Origin of the sequence: Lawsonibacter asaccharolyticus (genome assembly GCF_022453915.1) — a bacterium.
GTDB classification, from domain to species: Bacteria; Bacillota; Clostridia; order Oscillospirales; family Oscillospiraceae; genus Lawsonibacter; species Lawsonibacter asaccharolyticus.
Genome location: NZ_CP091870.1, coordinates 1680678 through 1698984, shown reverse-complemented (window position 1 = coordinate 1698984; position 18307 = coordinate 1680678). Strand labels below are relative to the sequence as shown.

Below are 18307 nucleotides of genomic sequence, written 5' to 3'. Positions count from 1 at the left end.
CGTTCTCATTTTTGTTTTTGCCTCTCCCGTTCATGCAGTCGCATACAGATGACCGTGATCACCACGGCCAGCGTAAACACCGCCACCGCCACCAGCACATATCCGCCCGCGCCCTCATGCAGCAAGATTGCGCCGTACATTCCTGCGGTGTCCATCGGCTGGCCCTGCACCGTCCCTACCGTTCCCACAAGGGATAGGAACAGCAGGACGCACAGGGCAGACAGACTGCGGATGCTCCGCCGCACCTGTCTGCGGCGGTGTTCCGCTATTCGCTTTTTTACCAGCGCAACACGCTTTTCTGTATCGTACATACACGCAAAACCTCCTCTCTGAAAACTCAGCTTAAAAAGCCTTTCATTTATATAGGTACAAAAACGCGGAAAAACTCTCACCCCAAAATCATATTTTTTCAAAAAATTTGGGAGCCGCGCAAAGGCAGCTCCCAAAGGAAAAAATCTATTTCATTATGGTGTCAGACGGCGGGCAAGCAGCTTTCCCACTGTCAGAATCAGCACAGGCAGAAGATAGGCGATATACTGCGCCGCGCCGCCGTAGGCAATCAGCAGATTATAGATCGCATGAAAGGTGATGGCCGCTCCCAGCAGGCCGCAGGTTCCGGCAATCTTCAACCACGTCCGCCGCCACACATACGCAAGCCCTCCTCCGACGATGGCCCCGCAGATGACGTGCATCGCTCCCGTCCCAATGCCCCGGAAGAAAATAAAGGAAAAATGTCCGGCCCCGTTTTGGATCAGATAGCAGACATTTTCAAAGGTGGCAAAGGAAAGAGCGGTGATCACAGCGGCAATCTTGATCTGTTCCGCTTTCGGCTCAAATACCAAGAGGTAAAAGAGCAGCGGCAGGAGCTTCATCACTTCCTCCACCACCGGGGCGATCTCCGCAGTTGCGCCAAAGGTGTCCGCCCCATAAAGTGCGGCGAGAAAGGTATTGATGTAAGCGGAGAGCAGACACGCACCTATTCCCGCAAGGCAAAACAGGAAAAACTTTGTCTGCCGCTTTCCCATGCACAGGGCGGCGATCAGCAGGGGCGACGCCATACAGATAAAAATATTTTCAATATAGGTCATCCCTCCACCGCCTTTCCTGTAGCGGGCAGCAGAGCGAAGATACAGGGCGTCAGCAGAAGATCAAACCAGCAATAGGGGCTGGAAATGGAATCTCCCGGCCAAAAGCAGCCGGAAGTCCAGAGGGCATATTCTGCCGCCACATAGCACAGTACCCCAATATGGAAATATCGCATATCACGCGCCGCTCCCGCCTGCGTCCGGGCGTAAGCAAGCCCCCGGATCGCATGATAGGAAACAACGATCATCATACCGCACCAGAGCAGATTGGAGAGGATGTCCCCAAAGGTGCAGTAAAACACGCACAGCGGAACGCCGACCAAGAGGGCAATCAGGGCTTTGCGTGTCGCAAAGCCCCTTTCCTCCGCAGAGGAAAGGGCGTATTGCAGGATGTAAAGAAAAATAACGCTTGCCATCCAGCCGAACTCCGACACATAAAAGACCTGCGGCGTTTCAGAGAATAAAAGCAGATACAGCGTCCAGTACAGAGAGCCGAGGGCAAAGCAGCCGTAAAAGCAGGTCAACAGAAAATACGTCTGTTTTCGGCTTTTCAGATACCAGATTCCGCTTAGGCTAAAGCCCAGCAGGGTAACGATGAATTGCAAAAGGTTACTGACAAGTTCCATCCGCATTGTCCCCCTTTTGCTCCTCCATCTGTTCCTCTTTGTTCAGCAGACGGATTCGGAAACACAAAATCGTCACGCATACGCCGAGAACAAAGGCGAGCAGCCCGATAACGATATATCCCAGCGCGGCGCTGCCGCCGAACATCGTTGCCGCTGTTTCAAAGCCGGAGGAAGTTCCCAGCTCGATTTGCTCCACAATACCGGGCATGAACAGGGAAACGCCTACGATCACCGCAAGACACGCTGCCACGCCGGAAACGGCGGCGATCCGTGCCTGCCGCAGCCTTTTTTGATGCTCTTTTTCCGCGATACGCCGTTTTACTTCTGCAATCCGTTCCTCATGGCTCAACATTTGTGATCCCCTCCCGTTCCAATAATCCGCGCAAACGCTCTTTTCCCCGGTACACCATATTGGTGATCTGCTTTACGCTTTTTCCCATGACCTCGGCAGCCTGCAAGTAGCTCATGCCTTCAAAATAGGTCAGATAAAGTGACTCCCGGTAATCTGGGTTTAATTCGTCCATGCAGAAATGCAAAATTTGATCTCTTTCCTTTGTTTGGACAACCTCCTCTACCAGTATTTGTCCGTCCGGTTCCTCAGTCAGATCGTCAAGATTGAAGGAAAGACGCTGTCTGCTTTTGTGGCGCAAAGCCATGTGCCGCGCCGTTTTATACAGGTAAGCCTTAAAACCACCGTCCCGGATGCGTGGCTTTTTCGTAAACAGATAGGAAAAAGCCTCTATCATCAAGTCCTCCGCTTCGTGAACGTCATGCAGATACCCGTTTATGTATAAGGTCAGCGGGTCGCCGTATTTTTTCATCAATTCGTCAAGTCCTGTTTCATCGCCGCTTATATATTGTCTGTATAATTCTTCATCGGAAATCATGTCATTCACTTCCTCGCCGTATCTTCTTTACAAAGACACTTCTCAGCGGTTTGTCTCTCTGCAATCCCGGCGATGTTTCTTAGATCGCGGGTCAGTGGGCTTCTCGGCGGTGTCTGGAATTGCCCATGACCGCCCAAAACGCTCCGCACCGGGAATACGCCCGTCTGTGCAGTATTGATTGACCCAACGCTCTGAAATCCCCCACTTGCGGGCGGCTTCCTTTATGGATAGATAGCCTTTCATTCGCGCTCCGCCTTTCCCAAAGATACATCAGGTGTCATGCTTGCTTTGTCAATATATCCTGTCTGAAATCTGCTGTATATATTATATGCGAATATCAGCATATTTTCAAGATGGGCTGCAGGAAGAAAAAAATATGGCTTTTCTTCCGGCTGCTTAAATCTTGAAAATCTACGGGGTCTCGTATATAATAAGAAGCGAAAGCGAAACAAAGGTTATCGTTTTCAAAGGCGGTGTGATAGAGTGTGTCCTTCTGGTGGATCCATCATGGACCTACCCTCGGTTCACCACCAGGGCAAAATCTCCCCCTGGCGGTGGACCTTTTTATTTTGAATTCACACCAGCCGGTATAGATTGGAACTGAGACTCCCATTCTCCCGCCAGCGCGGCTCTCTGGTAAGCAGGCCGGCTCCGTAGAGATCGTCCAGCGCCCGCTTGACAGTGGAGCGGGAGAACCCCAGTTCGGCGGCTATGGTCCGGATCCCCGGCCAGCACCGGCCCTCACTGTCGGCGCGATCTTTGAGATACATATAGACCGATCTGGCCCTGTGGCTCAGGTCGGAGTGGTAGATATTCTGAAAATAAGCCATACACGATATCCTCATGGGCGCAGGCTTTTCTGCCCATCAGGTGGCTCCTGGCCGTGATGGCCTGCTGAGGGATCGGCCTGCTGCCCCCGTCTGGCATCCGCCTTGTTGGATGCCGGCGCCGCGCCGCTTGCCGCGGGCATCCGCACATGTCGGCACATGATGGCAAGCTCCAGTTCCTGCTTATTGGCATAGGCCACAGAGCGGTCCGCTTTTTCTGGGATGCTGTATGGCTCCCCGAAGGTGATCCCCCATTCCAGGAACAGCCGCAGCCGGGTCCGCATGGGGTGGGTGCCGGTTTTCATGACGATGAAGTGACCTTTGGGGATAATAATAGCAGGCATTGCCTGTCCAAATTACTTGCATATAAAAAGGAACTGCCACGGTGATGTGGCAGTTCCTTTTGCTCTGGACGGTTTCGGTGATACCCTTATCAGGCCGGAGCATTTGGCATGGCCTTTTTCTTTTCTCAATTTTTCTTCATTTCCCTATTGACTTTTTATTTGCAGACTTTGCAGGATGTTCCGCAGATAATCTTGATCCAAAAACGTTTCCGCACGAACTTGCTGTCCATGTCGGGATTATGCCTGCGGAACCGATTGTACTCGGATGGAGAGAGAATTCCCTCGTTGTCCAAAACGGTGCAGATGCTCCATGAGCCCATCTCAGCCGCACTCATATCGACGATACGCCGTATGGCGGACGCATTTTCTTTATTGACGATTAGCCTTACTTGTCCTGCGTGTTACGCAGATACCCGTAGGGGTCAAGGGCACCCGGGTATTCTCCGCAATTGGCCTTGGTATGCAGTGAGGACTTGATCTTGGTGAAAATATCTTTGGATGCAATTTCTATTCCTCTCTCGATTCTCTTCTGTCTTAGTCTCTCCTTAGAGTATGTCCTTCTGGTTGGCTCATCATGAACCTACCCTCGGTTCACCGTCAGGGCAAAATCTCCCCCTGGCGGTGGACCTTTTTATTTTGAACTCACACCAACCGGTATAGATTGGAACTGTGACTCCCATTTTCCCGCCAGCGCGGCTCTCTGGTGAGCAAGCCAGCTCCGTAGAGATCGTCCAGCGCCCGCTTGACTGTGGAGCGGGAGAGGCCCAGCTCCGCGGCTATGGTGCGGATCCCCGGCCAGCACCGCCCCTCACTGTCTGCGTGATCTTTGAGATACATATAGACCGCTCTGGCCCTGTGGCTCAGGTCGGAATGGTAGATGTTCTGAAAATAAGCCATACACGATATCCTCATGGACGCAGGCTTTTCTGGCCATCTGGCGGCTCATCTCCGGGCTGTCCGGTTTTGGGGCAGGGCTCTCTCCCCGCTGCCGCCTTGCCGGATGCCGGCGCCGCGCCGCTTGCCGCAGGCATCCACACGTGATGGCGGCGCATGATGGCAAGCTCCAGCTCCTGCTTGCTGGCATAGGCAACGGGACGGGCCGTTTTCTCCGGGATGCTGTACGGATCCCCGAAGGTGATCCCCCATTCCAGAAACAGGCGCAGACGGGTCCGCATGGGGTGGGTGCCGGTCTTCATGACGATGAAGTGACCTTTGGGGATGGACTTGAGTTCGTCAGGAGTCATGAGGGGACGTTCCATCATCTGGATCGTCTGGCTTGGGTCGCTTTTCCCCTTGCTGATGTACCCGCTCATGACGGTGCGGCTGCCCAGCGCCTTGGACAGCACCTCGGCGGTCTGGGAGTTGGGGGCGAAGCCGCCAAAAATCGTATCCTGCACATTGTCCTGAATGATCTCCGCTCCTTCACGGCCATAGTTCTTTTCCAGCTGGGCGAGGGATTGGATGATCGGGACCAGAGTCAGCTTTCGGGAGCGTCCCGCCGAGAACAGGGGCAGGATGTCAAAGGCGGGCATGGTGCCCAGCTCGTCACAGAAGAGGACCACCCGGTTCTTCAGCTTCCCGCCATTCTCGTCCGCCACAGCGAACAGCTCACGGGAGAGCGTTTGAATCATGAGGCCGGCCATAAAGTTCTTGCTGGGGTCCTCCTCCGGGAGTATGAGAAAGATGGCGGACTTCTTCGAGGCAAAATCCTCGGCGTTGATGGCACTGTCAAAGCAGAGGACCTGCTCAAGCTCCGTATCCAGGAAGGCATTGAGGCGGGACAGGACGGTGGACATGACGGAATTCATAGACTGCTCCGCAGTGGTCAGGGCCGCGCCGGCAAACCACCGTGCCTTATGGGTGTCCGGCAGTTTATCCATGAGAATATGAAAGCTTGTTTTCCCCTTGGTCTTGCTGGGGGCCAGCAGATCCTGCACCAGTTTGAACACGCTGACGATGTGCCGCCGCTCCTGCGGGGCCTTGTCTGTGGGCGGCAGGTACTCTGCCAGCAAAAGGATAACGGCGGTGAGCAAGCCCTCTGCCGCGTCATAAAAGAATGCGTTCTGCCCGTAGTTAGAGGCGTCCCCCTCCGGGTTGACGATGGTCTTTGCAAGGATCTTGGCGTACTTCTCCGCCTTGGCGCGGGCGGCCAGGTTCTTCTCATCCTCACGACAGACATCCATGTAGTGGTTGATGAGGGTCAGCAGATTGTATCCATCCGAGCGAGTGGGGTTGCGCAGATCGATGACCGCCACCTGATAGCCGTAGCATCGGGAGGCAATGGTCCCGTAGTTCCGGGCCAAGTCTCCCTTGGTATCCAGCGCCAGAAAGCTCATACCGCTGGCGCAGGCATATTCGAGATTGGGGTAGAGAAAGAAGGCCGTTTTGCCCACACCGGAGGCGCCGATCATCAGGCAATGGATGTCATCGACATCCACGATAGCCCAGAGCGGTTTTGCTGTCGGTTTCTGCTTTGGACGCTTCCTTCTCGGAGCTCCTTTCCCTCTCCAGAGAGAGCGAACCTTTTCCGCCAGTTTTCCAGGCTTTTTCAGACCTCGGCCTCCCACGCAGCCCAGAACCAGTCCCTGGGCAGTAGGCAGATCCTCGCCCCTGCGCCACAGATCCGGCCGGAAAGGGATATGTCGGTAAGTCTTCTGGATCTCTTGCTTCGTGGCCCAGCGGGCGGTGCCGTGCTGGCCGTCACCCACGGTCTTGGACTTGATATTGTTCAGAGAGCCAACCCCTGTGAAGTGTACTGCCGCGCCGATGAGCAGGAATGCTCCGCCGCCCAGCAAGATCAGAGGGAGCAGTTCTGTCGTTGTCATAGGGTCACCCCCAGTTCCATGTTCAGCGTTGGCTGTGCTTCCCGCTGTTTTATTTGCTCCGCCTCATATTGGATGGGGACGCCCGCAAAGGCGGCGGCCAGCTCCAGCCATCTGCCCGCCAGAGTTTTCTTCTCTTCTTGGGTACGGAGCCCCACGGCATCTTCCAGGGCGAGGACACTCTGGAATTGTGGGGCGAGCTCTCTGTGGCGGTTTTTCAAGTTCCCCCGATTCCGGTGGGGGCGGATCCGTTCGCACAGTGATCCGGCCAGTTCTTCCTCTGTGGCCGCCATCCCCAGCTGCCGCAGCTCACGGCGGCAGGCCGCAACGGCCAGCGCCGACGCCTGTTCCATGCAGTCCATGGCCTGATCGAACCGGCCCCAGTGCAGGTGGGCGCGGTACTGTTCGATCAGCCACGGGACTTCAATGTTCAGCCGGTCCAGCTTCACCGCTGTGCTCATGGCACAGACCCGTTTACAGACCTCCGGCGCCGCCATGAGCTGGGGGTGTTCCTCCGCGCTCTGGGTCTCCAGTCCGCATCGGGCTTTCACATCCTCATTCCAGTCCTTATGGATGGACTGGAGGACCGCCGTTTCAGCATAGCCCCGTTCGGCCAGAATCTCCTTTAGGCGGCCCGTGGCCTCGATGCCCGCCGCGTCATGGTCCAGGCAGAGGATGGGATGCCGGATCTCCGGCGCCTGCTCCAGCATCCACAGCATCGCCTGTTCTCCCACGCCGCACAGAGCCACATAGCTGTGCTGCTGCCAGTCCTTTGGATACAGTGTCAAAAAGGAGAGCAGGTCAATGGGCGCCTCGAATACATAGAGCCGGTCGCTGGTCCCGTTCCAGTGGAAACTGTATCTGGGATCGCTGCTCTCAACATTGATGCGGAAGGTCTTGCCCATGTCGCTGGTGCTCCGTTTATGGGCATGACGGACAACGCCGTGCTCATCTTTCCCGATGAACACGGCGTTGTGATATTTCTCGTCCTCATAGACCAGTCCGGCCCGGACAAAGGTACTCAGCACCTCCCGGTCGATCAGGCGCTTTTTCAGGAGATAGGCGTACAGCCGCCGCATCTCCCGGCCCACTGGCGGCTGGATGAATTCCTTTTTCGGTTCCTTCTTCTTGGGCGCCGGTTCACAGATCCGGCCCTGCTCACCGTCCAGCAGACGGGTGACCGCCTCCGGATAGCTGAGTCCACAATAATTCTGCACAAAGGAGATGGGGCCGCCGCCCTCCTTGGAGGCGTGGTCGTACCATTCGTTGCCCCGAACGGTGACGCTGTGGTCGCTGGCCATACGATACTCCGGCCCGGAGCGGATGAGCTTCTCGCCCTGCCGCCGCAGGAACTCCACCAGATCCACACAGCTGGCACGATATTTTTGTTCCTCAGTAAAATGGATATAGGTCATATAGTTGGTCACCTCCCAAGATTTTCAAGGTCTGAATAAGGAGGCATCACCTCATGCTGATCTCAGCATCCTCATGGTCATCGGGCTTATGCCCCATGGCTATTTTCTTTTCCCGGATCCGCTGCCTGAGCTTGCGGTCCGTGAGCACGAAGGTCTTGCCGGGTCCTCTCGAATTCTGTTCTCGAAAGATCCCACTCAAGTGGTGCAGGAGCCGGGTGGCGCAGGAGAATATGGATAGGCCCTCGTCCATGTGATCCAAAAAGTATTGGGCATATTCGTTTCCCTGAGCCGCCGAGAGCGTGAACCAGCGGACAGCGGCCTCCGGGTCACGCGGCACTTCCTTTCCCATCAGATAGAGCTTTCCAAGGGCATACTGTGCGTACCGATTTCCCTGCTCCGCGGAGGCGGTCAGCCAACGGACCGCTTCTTCGATCTCTCTGGGGGCATCTTCTCCACGAAGCAGAAGCCTGCCCAGCCGGTACTGGGCATACTGGTTCCCGTCCTCCGCCGAGCGCCTCAGCCAGTTCAGCGCAGACAGGATGTCTTTCGCCAGTCCCTCCCCGCCAGTCAGGAGCAGGGCACCCAGCGCATAGGAAGCTGCGTCACTGCCCTGTTCCGCTGCCCTGGTGAGCCATGCCGCCGCCAGCAGCGCGTCTTTCTCCACACCCCGGCCATCCCGATAGATCTTTCCCAGTTCATATTGAGCATGAACCAGCCCCGCCTCCGCCGCCTCTGTCAGCCACTCCAGCGCGGTCCTGAACCGCTCTTGCTCCGCGGCAGGATCTGCGAGTATGATTTTCGCCAACCGATACCGGGCGTATGGGTTGCTTGGCCTGCCTCTGTGATTCCGTGTCTCTTCCGGCTCTATGTGTTCCATATCCACAGACAGCTCAGGCTCTTTGGATGCTTCTCTGTCAGCTTCCGCTATGTCCCGTTCAAGCGGCGGTTCCTCTGGTGCTGTTGGATCAAACACAGTGGACTCATATCCCAGCCGCAGAGCCTCCTCGATCACCATATTTCGAATCCGCTTGAACTCTTTCTGCCGGGAGAGGGGAAGCCGGGGAGGGAGGTCTTCCCTGTAGGTTCTGAGCACTTCCTCCCGGAGTTCATACCACAGTTCGTATGCCCGCGCCACTCGCTCGTCCCTTGCCAACTCATCCACGATCTCATCTACCACTGCTTTCAGTGGCGCTCTCAGGTAGCCGTACTGTTTTTTGCCGGATAGGTTCTTCAGCTTTCCGGCCAGATGCTCCATGAACTGTTCGATCCTCGGATTATCCAGCGTGCCCTCCCACATCTGCTGAACCAGTTCAGCCATGACCACTCCGGCCTCCTGGGTGAGCTCATCCCGCCGCTGAGTCTGCCGCTCATAGAGTTCGTGGAGTTCCTGATGGAAGATCCGCTTGGCCAGATCAGATTTGATCCGGGCGATCCCTTCTCTGGTGAGATACCCGGACCTGCCGTCCGCGCTGTAACAGACCATGTGGATGTGAGGGTGATGGCCCTGGTCGTGAAACGCCGCGTACCACCTGAACTGCTCCCATGGTATTTTCATAGCCTCGGCCATCTCCATGGCATAGCCGGCAATGAGGTTCTTCCATTGTCCCGCGTCATCGTAGCCCAGTCTCGCCGCGTCCTCCCGGCGCAAGGAGATAATGGGGAGCCACACGTTGCCGGGGTGATGGGCCACCTCGGCCGCAATTTGGGACAGCACCAGCGGAGCATCCGACCCGGTGAACAGGGCATGCGCTCCGGCGCGCTGTGCGCGGGGGCGGCTGGCGATGTAACTGACGTAGTTGTCCCGCTTGGCGATCTGGTCGTAGTTGTCCTCCAGAGCGCGGGTGATGAACTCGGAAGCGTTGCCGCGGGTAGGAGCGGTCTGGTAGTCCTCGTACTCGAACAGACCGCGGCTCAGCGGGAACTCCCGGAGGAGCTGCGCCACCATCTTCCGCTGTTCCTCCGTGGCAGGGAGCTGTTCATGCCCTATCGCCATGTGCTGGGCGCCCTCTCGGGTGGCCATGTAGCGGACGTAGTTGTGCAGATGGGAGGCGGCGCGCTCCGAGCCGCCCTTGAGGTAGGGGCACTTGAATATGACGCGGGGCACAGGCATTCACTCCCATCTATTATCAAAAAATAAGAGGGCGGTTCAAACGAACCGCCCCTGTTTCAGAGTCTGTCCTGATTTACTTCTGATCCTCCGCCATGAGCTGTTGCTCACAGAACTCCTGAAGGACTGGAATATCTGTGACAGCAGTTTCCCAAATGATATCCCTGCTCATGCTGCCATAGCTGTGCGCCACCAGATTCCGCATCCCTTTGATGGGCCCCCATTGGATACGGTCTGCCGTTGCCTTTCGGAACTCGACAGAAAGGCCTCCGCTCAATTCACCGATCTGCAAAATGCAAAAAGAAACCGAGCGTTGGTAATCGGCGTCCGAATCGAACGCCTCAAAGGATTCGCCATATCGGATGATCGTCTTTTTGATCTCAATACAATAATCGCGGATGTGTTCTAACCGCTGTCGGTCAGGCTGCAACATAGATATCCACCTTTTCTTTCCAGACTGCCTTTCGGAAGCTCTCCTCGCTTGGCATCCGCGCTTCCTGTTCCAGTGAGCTGACAGTGACCAGATCCACCGGCTTTCCCAGCGCTTCTTCCAATTCACAGTAGACCGCCGCGACTTGCAGCAGGCTCTTGATGTTCGTCCCTGTGGTATCGATCAGGAGATCGATGTCGCTGTCCTCTGTGGCGGCACCCCGTGCGTAGGAGCCGAACAGGTACACCGCGCGCAATCCATACCGCTGCGCAATCGGTCTTACGATACGGGCGATCTCATCCACTGCGTATATCATTCCGGAGCACCCCCTTTGACTGGCTTCATTATACTATGATCATATCCAGAACGCAACGGCAATAATCTTCCGGCTGCTCAGTCCCCGCCGTTCTGATACTCCACGGCGTCATCCAGAGAGATCATGCCGTGGGTCTTCTTCACCTCCTGGATACAGCGCCCCCGCAGTTCTCTCAGCTGTTCCTCCGGGATCTCCATGGCCGCGGCCAGGACGTTCATCATCATATCCATCTCTACCGCCAGCTTGAACAGCAACCGGCAGATGTGGTTCTCACTGCCCTGCACGGTCGCACGGAGTGCCGCGATGAGCATGGGGGGCAGAACGGAGAAGCAATCCTGGGAGGCCACATAGTCACAGTAGAACTGCAGCGCCTTCTCCACGAACTCGTTCTGGCTCCGGCAGTTGGCCAGCGGCATGGCCGCCTTGATCTTCCGGTCTGTGGCCGGATCGATCCGCATCAGGAATTTTATTTTTTCATCTGGCATTCAAAAGAAGCCTCCATTTCGTAAAATTGGCCGTGATAACACATTTGAAACCGTGGAAGCTGCTGGAACTGCGACATTTCCCGCCCGCCTGATAGCAGATTTGATAACACCGCTCAAAAAGTGATAGCATCGGTCCCTCCAAAAAGATGCGGAAAGGCGGTTGAAAGCGCCCTGAAACCGCATCCCCGGCCCGCATTGCGGGACGGTGTCTGAGGCCGTGATAACACGGCTTTATCCCGCACACTTTTCGTCCCCCCGGTCCACCCGCCCATTTGGGCCTCCATGCGTTGCGGGTGCTTGCGGCACACAGCCTCAACGCTGGCTTTTCCCTCGCGTGTGTGGCACAGGGGGTCCCCCCTCCCGTTGAAGCGGCACACAGAGCCGCGCAGGGCGCACGGCGCTGGTATTCCTGTTCTCCGCGCGAATGAGAAGAGCCGGAGCCTTTTCGCTCCGGCCTCCGTGAGTGTGAGATCAGCGGGGGACAGCGTCCTGCTCTGACGCCTCCAGTGCTCCGGCCACAGCCTCCAGCTCAGAGCGCAGTTCCTCCCAGGTCAGAGGCTGCTTGCCGTCCTCCACCTCTGCCTCCGGGTCCAGGCATCCGCACAGCTCATCCATCTGGATGTCCGCCTCCTCCAGCAGAGCTTGGCGGCGCTCCGCGTGTTCCGCCGACACCGCTCCCCGGAAGAGCTCCCATACCTGCTCCATCCTGTGGACCGCCTCGTCGCCGTTGGCCGTCAGGGCATCCTCCATGCCGCACAGATCTGTGACGGTCCTGGCCAGCTCCAGCAGGGCGGTGCGGCTCTCCACAGACTCCAGCTGCGCGGTGGTGTGGAGCAGTTCCCGCACCGCTTCGATCTGCATGGGGAGTCCGGCTGTGCGGACAAACTGTTCATCCCCAATCAGCAGGATGAGCTCCTGCCCAGTGGCTGTCTGCCTGATACGCTGGATCTCGTCATCGATCCAATTCAGATGGCGCGCGGTCTCCTCCTCCAGCTGATGGGCGGCGGCATACAGCGCGAGGCCGTCGCGCATCCACTGGGCCGGTGGGACCGCGTCCTCATCGAGAACCGAGAGGAGCGAGACGGTTTCGTGGGCGATGAGGTCGCACACATGGATGGGGGTGATCGTTTTCGTATTCATAATTTTTTCCTTTCCATTCCGTGTTTGGTGGTGTGTGCTGCTGTCAAACACGATGCTCCTTTGCGGCCGGAAAAGCTATTCAGCAAACCCACCGAACTTTTCGCTGTGGTTTCGGTCATGATCAACAGTTTCCAATAAGCAGGGGGCGGCTGTGTTCAGCCGCCCCCTGCTCAAATTATCTTGGCACATCACTTTGTGGTTTTCGCTTTTCGCCTCAGTCCGCTCCCGCATCGGGATGGTGCCGCGCGGCTTTGTGGTGGTCGGCAGAACGGAAAAAGGGGATCGCATCAATGAGATGCGATCCCCTGAATACTCCGCTGGTCACATTGTCAACTCGGGAGCTCCCGGCTGCTGTTCCTCCCGCAGAAGGAGGTCCAGGCTGTAGTCCAGTATCTTTTCCTTGCGCTCCGTCAGCATGGTGAGGTAGAACTCCCGCTGGATCGGCTGGAGCTCCGGGACACCATCCAGGAACTTTTGAATCCTGTCCAGATCAATTCGCGCGGTGACCCGCCTGAGCGCGTCATTGCACTCCGGGCAGCGCAGGGAGGAGATAAAATCAAAATACGGAATCTTCACACCGTGTTCTTCAACGGCAGAGGCTGGGAACACATAGATGCGCCGGTCAATCTCTTCCTGCGAATTCAGCACCTCCGCCATGTGCGGCAGATCCAACTGCGGATAGAGGCAGGAACCGCAGTCATAGATCGGCGCGATCTCCACGCTCTGCTCCTCCTCGTTTACCAGCAGACCCCAGTTGCCGTTGTGCCGGTCGAAGTTGCCCAGAAACGCATCCGCAATAAACATATCCCAGAAGAAGGCGCGGAGCTCATCCGCGGGATACAGTGTCTGCTCATTGACAGCCTCCAGAATGGAGTCCAGCTCCTTGCCGTAGCCATTCTGCTCACTGTCGATGCAGGTGTTCTTCAGTTGGGCGAACTCAATCAGCCGTTTTCCGCCCTCTGTGAAATCACGGCAGGCAACCACCAGCTTGCTCTTGCCTCGGCTGTCCGTGTAATTGCCCAGCAGGGTATCCTGTACCCGGAAGCCCAGCATCTCAAAAATGTGACAGGCCACATATTCGCTGATACAGCCGTTGGTGTAGCTCATCTCTTTGTTCCGGCTGGGGCGCGGAGGGAACTTCAGCATGTAGCTGGAGCCCTCATAGGAGATATTGATCTTGTTCCCATTCGCGCCGCCATAGGCGCGAAAACGGTTGACAGGGCAGTTGGTAAAATCGATCACAGATCATTCCTCCCCTCTACAGGTATTTTGCTCTCAGGTAGTCCGCCTGCTCCAGCGTGATGGCGTTGCTCCACTGGTTGGAGTTGATAGCTCCGTACAGCTCTCCCCATAGGCAGTCCATGTAGGACACATGGTCTTTCTCTCCCTGGATGTATTCGTCCAGGGCTTTTTGCAGGCTGGCCGGCAGATCTTTTTCCAGATAGGAGCGGTCCTTGGGCTTCCCATCCGGGGCCAGTCTCTGCTCCACCGTCATGGTCAGGAGCTCCTCCATGGGGATGTCCAGCGCGGCGGAGAGCTTGCCCAGCGTTCCGGCGCTGCACCTTGTCAGCGCTGTTTTGCCTGAGCAGATGTCCGCCAGCGTGGCCCAGGGGATCCCGCTGCGCTTGGAGAGCTGATAGCGGGAGAGGCCCTTTTCCCGCAGGATTTGTTGGATCGTCATATGCATCACCTGTCTCTGATTATATCGGCATCCCGATAACCAGTCAAGGGGGGCGGCCAGGGCAGAGGGAGCGGCTGTGCCTGCGGCCTCAACTCTCCGCAAGTTCAGGCAGCTCCTGTTCCTCCGGCGTCTTCTCGATCCAGTCCAGCAGATTCTGCGTTTCCATCAGTTTGGAGGCGAGCCGGAAGAGGGCCTCCCGGTGGTCCCGGCTCTCCAGCTGGATGGCGGTTTCAAACAGGCCGCAGACGTTGTCCAGCGTCTCCATGCCGCTGGCGTTCATGGGCAGCTCGCTCTCCGGCAGGACGTGGCGGGTCTCCTCCGGTTCGGCGGTCCCACGCGCCGCTTCCTTTTCCCGCGTGATCAGCTCCAGATGGGACACGGCGTTTTGAGGGTCGAGGCCCCATGCTGAGCCGATCAGGATGATGGCCCGCTCATAATCCTTTGTCTCCGCCGCGCTGCCATGGATGACCAGCATGGCCAGCGCCTCTTTGGTGATCCGATACTGTAGGTCCCTTGCCAATTCTGTGTTCATGTGATTTCCTCCCGTGTTGTTATTTTGCCGCAGTCCTCGGCGGCTGAACACACAATGCCACATCCCCGCGGGAAAAGCCATTCACCAAACCCAACGAGAAATACCCCCCATCTTTGGCATAGACGCCCAAGTCACATGGTCGGCCCGGTGGGCGGCTCCGGCGCCTCCGCCATGATCTGGGCGCTGTATTCCGCAAGGCCCATGCCCGTCTGCTCCTGGCAGTAGTCCTCCATCTTCCGCAGCAGGACTTCCTTTTCCGCGGCGTTGAGGTGATAGGAGAGGGCCGTCTCGCTGCCGTCCCCCCGGTGAAGCGCGATCTCCAGCTCATCACATACCTGACCGGAGTTCATATCATAGTTGGCGTAGACGTTCAGCCAGTCGCCGTTCTCCGCGGTGCAGACCTGGGTCCCGAACACCGCGTCCACGTCAAAGGACGTCTCCAGGTAAAAATTCAGGAGGCCGTCCACCTCGGAAATCTCCTCCGCCATCCGGACCTCCCGCGCGGAGAGATGACCCGCCGAGGTGATCTGCCTGCCGTCCAGCGCGTCCAGGAACCGTACCCATCGCTGGTCACTGTCGAGGTGCGCCTTGCGGTCCGCCTGATAGACCGCTTTAGAGACGTCCCCCATGGCAAAGGTCTGCCAGCCATCCATCACATTGACAGCGGAAAACTCCCGCTTATCAAAGTCCAGCTCAAAGGTGCCGGTGACCTTTCCTGTATTCTCCATGCGCACCAGCACCATGTCCTCAAACGCCTCGGGAGTGATCTCCTCCGCCTGATGCAGCATCTGCTCAAAGGAGGAGGCCCCGCGCTCTCCCCGCAGGTAGGATCGCAGGAGCCGGGCGGCATCCAGAAACTCCAGAGGCCGTTCTACCTGGAGGCAGCGGTCCTGCCCGGACTCCCGGATGCGGAAGATGGCGAACTTCCTCGCGGCCTCCAGCTCCTGTCTGGCCTGCCGATCCTCCTGCCAGAGTTCCTGACTGATGCGGCTGTACTCCTGCTCGGGAACCAGCTCGTTGATGAGCTGGTCCAAATAGTCCCCGAGCTTATCCTCCACAGTCTCATCCTTCAGATGGCGGCTCAAGGCGTCGTACCACCGCTCATCCAGCCACACACATATTTCTCTGCTTTTCATTCCGCAGCACCATCCTTTTCCAAAGCAGTTTGCCCTTCCGGTCTGGGCGCCTTCTCCGGGGGCTTTTCCACGCCGGGGCGGGCGGGACGTTTGGGTCTGGCCGGTGGCGGCGCCTTGCGGTCCAGAAACTCCCGCACAGCCTCCGGTACAATCCGTTCATATAGTTCCGTGAGTGCCTCATTCATGCGCTTCTGTACAGTGGTGTTCTCTTTCTTCAGATAAAATTCCAGGGCGTCCAATTTCTCGCCGTCAAAGGAGAGGGTGATCTCGGTCTTCTGCATTTCCGACGCCTCCTCCTACATCATTTGTGGAGCGTCTATCTGCGTCTCCGCCTGTTGTACGTTCCAGCTTGCCTCGGCCTCCCGCAGATACTGGCCGGCCAGGTCACGGTTCTCCCCGAACAGAGGCCGCACATGGGGGAAGCCGTAGTGCTCTCCCTCCACGCTGGTGTCATACCGGCCCAGGACATAGTGGAGCGGCACATCGTGCATGGTGAAGAACTCGCCGCGTACCGAGCAGGTCCGTTCGGACGGATTCACTGCTTCCACGACGCCGCCCCGCAGCTCGAAATCACCGGGGCCGCCGTATGGCTCCGTACCGACGAACAGCACGGTCTCGCCAGGCTTCAGCTCCCCAACCAGCAGACGGTCCCGCATGGCGGAGATGATCTCCCCCCGGTAGACGAACTGTTTCTCTGCCTGGAATTCGGCGTCGTCCATCTCCATGACGCTCAGCGCCTTTTCATAGGCGTTTTGGATCTGCTCCTGTGCCGCGTCATATTTAAAAATGTGTATCCCCAGGTCCCCTAAATAGTGGGTGACGCACGCCTCATCCGGTACCAGGAGCAGTTCCTCATAGGTGGCCACCAGATCCGCCGCTCGTTTGTACAAGGCGCCGCGCCCGGTCTCAGGTCTGTCCCGCGGGCCCCACCGCTCAGACTGGCGCTCCATCCGGGGGGCCACAAAGCTCACGTGGAGGTGGTCCCATATCTCATTGCAGAACCGGTCCAGATCCAGATGTTTTTCGAGCCGCTCTACCATCGCCAGTTCATAGACACCCAGGAGACGGCTGATCATTCCGGAGACCGCGACGCAGTGTTCCTCCCGCGGAACCCAGCTGGCGCAGTAGAATGTGTCATCTTTGAGGTCCAGCTCTGCCAGGAGCTTTCCGGGCGGCTCACAGAAAAGGTCCCGCACCTGCGCGCTGAAACGATCCGCGGAGATCGGCCGCAGGGAAATTCCACCGTGATCCGCAAGTGCTTGGACGGAGGTTTCCCCCTCCCCACCAGCGGCGTCCAGGGCTTTCGTGACCATGGCGGCCACATCCGCGATATTCCGCACCTCTTGCGAGGTAAACCATGCCGTGCGCTCCGCGTCCCGGACCTGAAAGTAACTGTCCATAAAACCGCCGCCCCCTTTTATTGAATAGTCTCCATGCTCTGGTCCTCCGGCTTATAGGCGTCAAGGATAGAGCGGAACCGCTCCAGCCGTTCCGGCTTCACACCGCCAATCACGAGTTCCGTACCATGCTCCCCGGCGCGGGATTCCAGAACGTGGGCGTCCAGCACATCGGAGAACCGCTTCCGCTCCGTGCGGGTCAGTTCTTCTTCCTGTTCAAGCGGTACTGGCTCTCCGCCCTGGGCATGGACGAGAGACAGGTCTTCGGTCAACTCGTATTGGAGAACGTCACGAAGGGAGATACCGGAGTTTTCCGGCAGGGACATGACGGTGCCCGCGGCCAGCATAGCTTCCGTGGTGAGATATCCACGGGCCAGGATCTCCTCGTTCGGCATTTGCAATCCGTTGTGAAGTACACCATAGAGATTCTCATCGCCAAAAAAATCAAGGAGGGTCTCTACCGCCTCGTAGAAAAGCTGTGTCTTTTGCTCCTCAGGAAGTTTGGTAAAGTAGCACGGCTTCTGGCCTGGAATTCTGGAGCAGAAGTTCAGGTGGTACGCTGTGTCGATCCCCGTATCAGTCAGCGCCGCCGAGGTCACCTCCCTGCGGTGCGTGAGCGCCTCCAGCAGCATCCCGTCCAGACCGTTTCCTCTGCGGACTGTGATCTCGGTCTGCTTTTCCAGCTCCTTGAAGCTGATGCTCCAGCTTCCGTTCTCTGTGGCCTCTGTGCCCTGATGGACGATGAAGTCCGCCGCCCGCTCCAATCTGGCGTTGAGGATATCCCGCATCCCCGGCAGGTAGGCGGCAAGGCGGGGATAGTCATAGCCGGCGGAATAGATCAGCACGCCGTCCCCGCTGCCCTGACCCAGCACCAGCAGGCAGTGGACGGCGCTGTCGTCCGCAAACATCCATCTTTTGTTCTCCGCGATGAACGGCTGATTTGTGAGCGGTGTGATGACCAGCGCAGAAAATTGGTCCCGCGGCAATTCCACCACCTTTTCGATCTGGCAGTCGTCCATCTGAAAGTTTACTGGTTTGTTTAAGAGATTGGCTTTGATTTTCATTGCGTTTTCCTTT

General features: G+C 57.4%; 22 protein-coding genes and 1 pseudogene. All 23 read right to left on the bottom strand.

Features of this window, described 5'->3' with window-relative positions; genetic code table 11:
* Positions 1 to 5: 5 nt before the first annotated feature.
* Positions 6 to 311, bottom strand: coding sequence for a hypothetical protein (locus tag L9O85_RS08195; RefSeq protein ID WP_055270819.1), 306 nt, complete (start codon positions 309 to 311; stop codon positions 6 to 8).
* Between the two features lie 153 nt (positions 312 to 464).
* Positions 465 to 1088 (bottom strand): PrsW family glutamic-type intramembrane protease, encoded by a 624-nt coding sequence (locus L9O85_RS08190; RefSeq protein WP_044942091.1) that lies wholly within the window; start codon positions 1086 to 1088, stop codon positions 465 to 467.
* Positions 1085 to 1717 carry a histidine kinase gene (locus tag L9O85_RS08185; protein WP_346015841.1) on the bottom strand — a complete coding sequence of 211 codons (633 nt, stop codon included), beginning with the start codon at positions 1715 to 1717 and terminating at the stop codon, positions 1085 to 1087. The genes L9O85_RS08190 and L9O85_RS08185 overlap by 4 nt, the downstream gene beginning before the upstream one ends.
* The gene (locus tag L9O85_RS08180) at positions 1695 to 2063 is read right to left on the bottom strand and encodes a hypothetical protein (protein WP_044942087.1); all 369 of its coding nucleotides are present in this window, start codon (positions 2061 to 2063) and stop codon (positions 1695 to 1697) included. Before L9O85_RS08180 ends, L9O85_RS08185 begins: the two co-directional genes overlap by 23 nt.
* A complete protein-coding gene (locus L9O85_RS08175; RefSeq protein ID WP_044942085.1) occupies positions 2050 to 2598 on the bottom strand; it encodes an RNA polymerase sigma factor in 549 nt (182 codons plus the stop codon). The genes L9O85_RS08180 and L9O85_RS08175 overlap by 14 nt, the downstream gene beginning before the upstream one ends.
* Positions 2599 to 2640: 42 nt before the next feature.
* Positions 2641 to 2841: a helix-turn-helix domain-containing protein gene (locus L9O85_RS08170; protein WP_080744498.1), complete on the bottom strand. Its 201-nt coding sequence runs from the start codon at positions 2839 to 2841 to the stop codon at positions 2641 to 2643.
* A gap of 332 nt (positions 2842 to 3173) precedes the next feature.
* The gene (locus tag L9O85_RS08165; RefSeq protein ID WP_044942083.1) at positions 3174 to 3428 is read right to left on the bottom strand and encodes a helix-turn-helix domain-containing protein; all 255 of its coding nucleotides are present in this window, start codon (positions 3426 to 3428) and stop codon (positions 3174 to 3176) included.
* Positions 3429 to 3439: 11 nt separating this feature from the next.
* Positions 3440 to 3754 (bottom strand): annotated as a pseudogene (locus L9O85_RS08160) (type IV secretory system conjugative DNA transfer family protein); the annotation flags it as partial.
* A 657-nt stretch (positions 3755 to 4411) separates the two neighbouring features.
* A complete protein-coding gene (locus L9O85_RS08155) occupies positions 4412 to 4666 on the bottom strand; it encodes a helix-turn-helix domain-containing protein (protein ID WP_009261476.1) in 255 nt (84 codons plus the stop codon).
* A gap of 11 nt (positions 4667 to 4677) precedes the next feature.
* Complete coding sequence (locus L9O85_RS08150; protein WP_009261477.1) at positions 4678 to 6594, bottom strand: type IV secretory system conjugative DNA transfer family protein; 1917 nt, start codon at positions 6592 to 6594, stop codon at positions 4678 to 4680.
* Complete coding sequence (locus L9O85_RS08145; protein ID WP_301578377.1) at positions 6591 to 8006, bottom strand: DUF3991 domain-containing protein; 1416 nt, start codon at positions 8004 to 8006, stop codon at positions 6591 to 6593. The genes L9O85_RS08150 and L9O85_RS08145 overlap by 4 nt, the downstream gene beginning before the upstream one ends.
* A gap of 46 nt (positions 8007 to 8052) precedes the next feature.
* On the bottom strand, positions 8053 to 10110 hold the full coding sequence (gene mobP3, locus L9O85_RS08140) for a MobP3 family relaxase (protein ID WP_044942079.1): 2058 nt from the start codon (positions 10108 to 10110) through the stop codon (positions 8053 to 8055).
* Between the two features lie 79 nt (positions 10111 to 10189).
* Positions 10190 to 10546, bottom strand: coding sequence for a HepT-like ribonuclease domain-containing protein (locus L9O85_RS08135; RefSeq protein ID WP_009261481.1), 357 nt, complete (start codon positions 10544 to 10546; stop codon positions 10190 to 10192).
* Complete coding sequence (locus L9O85_RS08130; RefSeq protein ID WP_009261482.1) at positions 10533 to 10859, bottom strand: nucleotidyltransferase family protein; 327 nt, start codon at positions 10857 to 10859, stop codon at positions 10533 to 10535. Before L9O85_RS08130 ends, L9O85_RS08135 begins: the two co-directional genes overlap by 14 nt.
* A 77-nt stretch (positions 10860 to 10936) precedes the next feature.
* Positions 10937 to 11344: a hypothetical protein gene (locus tag L9O85_RS08125; protein WP_024725236.1), complete on the bottom strand. Its 408-nt coding sequence runs from the start codon at positions 11342 to 11344 to the stop codon at positions 10937 to 10939.
* Positions 11345 to 11815: 471 nt separating this feature from the next.
* The gene (locus L9O85_RS08120) at positions 11816 to 12484 is read right to left on the bottom strand and encodes a hypothetical protein (RefSeq protein WP_195494916.1); all 669 of its coding nucleotides are present in this window, start codon (positions 12482 to 12484) and stop codon (positions 11816 to 11818) included.
* 321 nt (positions 12485 to 12805) lie between these two features.
* Complete coding sequence (locus tag L9O85_RS08115; protein WP_009261485.1) at positions 12806 to 13726, bottom strand: HipA domain-containing protein; 921 nt, start codon at positions 13724 to 13726, stop codon at positions 12806 to 12808.
* A gap of 16 nt (positions 13727 to 13742) precedes the next feature.
* Positions 13743 to 14165: a helix-turn-helix domain-containing protein gene (locus L9O85_RS08110; protein ID WP_024725234.1), complete on the bottom strand. Its 423-nt coding sequence runs from the start codon at positions 14163 to 14165 to the stop codon at positions 13743 to 13745.
* Positions 14166 to 14253: 88 nt separating this feature from the next.
* Entirely contained in the window at positions 14254 to 14697 is a 444-nt protein-coding gene (locus L9O85_RS08105; RefSeq protein WP_009261487.1) for a hypothetical protein, read from the bottom strand.
* 131 nt (positions 14698 to 14828) lie between these two features.
* Positions 14829 to 15833, bottom strand: coding sequence for a hypothetical protein (locus tag L9O85_RS08100; RefSeq protein ID WP_195494917.1), 1005 nt, complete (start codon positions 15831 to 15833; stop codon positions 14829 to 14831).
* On the bottom strand, positions 15830 to 16114 hold the full coding sequence (locus L9O85_RS08095; RefSeq protein ID WP_024725453.1) for a DUF6103 family protein: 285 nt from the start codon (positions 16112 to 16114) through the stop codon (positions 15830 to 15832). Before L9O85_RS08095 ends, L9O85_RS08100 begins: the two co-directional genes overlap by 4 nt.
* 15 nt (positions 16115 to 16129) lie before the next feature.
* Positions 16130 to 17233, bottom strand: a complete 1104-nt coding sequence (locus L9O85_RS08090) for a hypothetical protein (protein ID WP_055270827.1) — start codon at positions 17231 to 17233, stop codon at positions 16130 to 16132.
* 17 nt (positions 17234 to 17250) lie between these two features.
* The gene (locus tag L9O85_RS08085) at positions 17251 to 18294 is read right to left on the bottom strand and encodes a DUF6329 domain-containing protein (RefSeq protein WP_009261571.1); all 1044 of its coding nucleotides are present in this window, start codon (positions 18292 to 18294) and stop codon (positions 17251 to 17253) included.
* Positions 18295 to 18307: the final 13 nt, after the last annotated feature.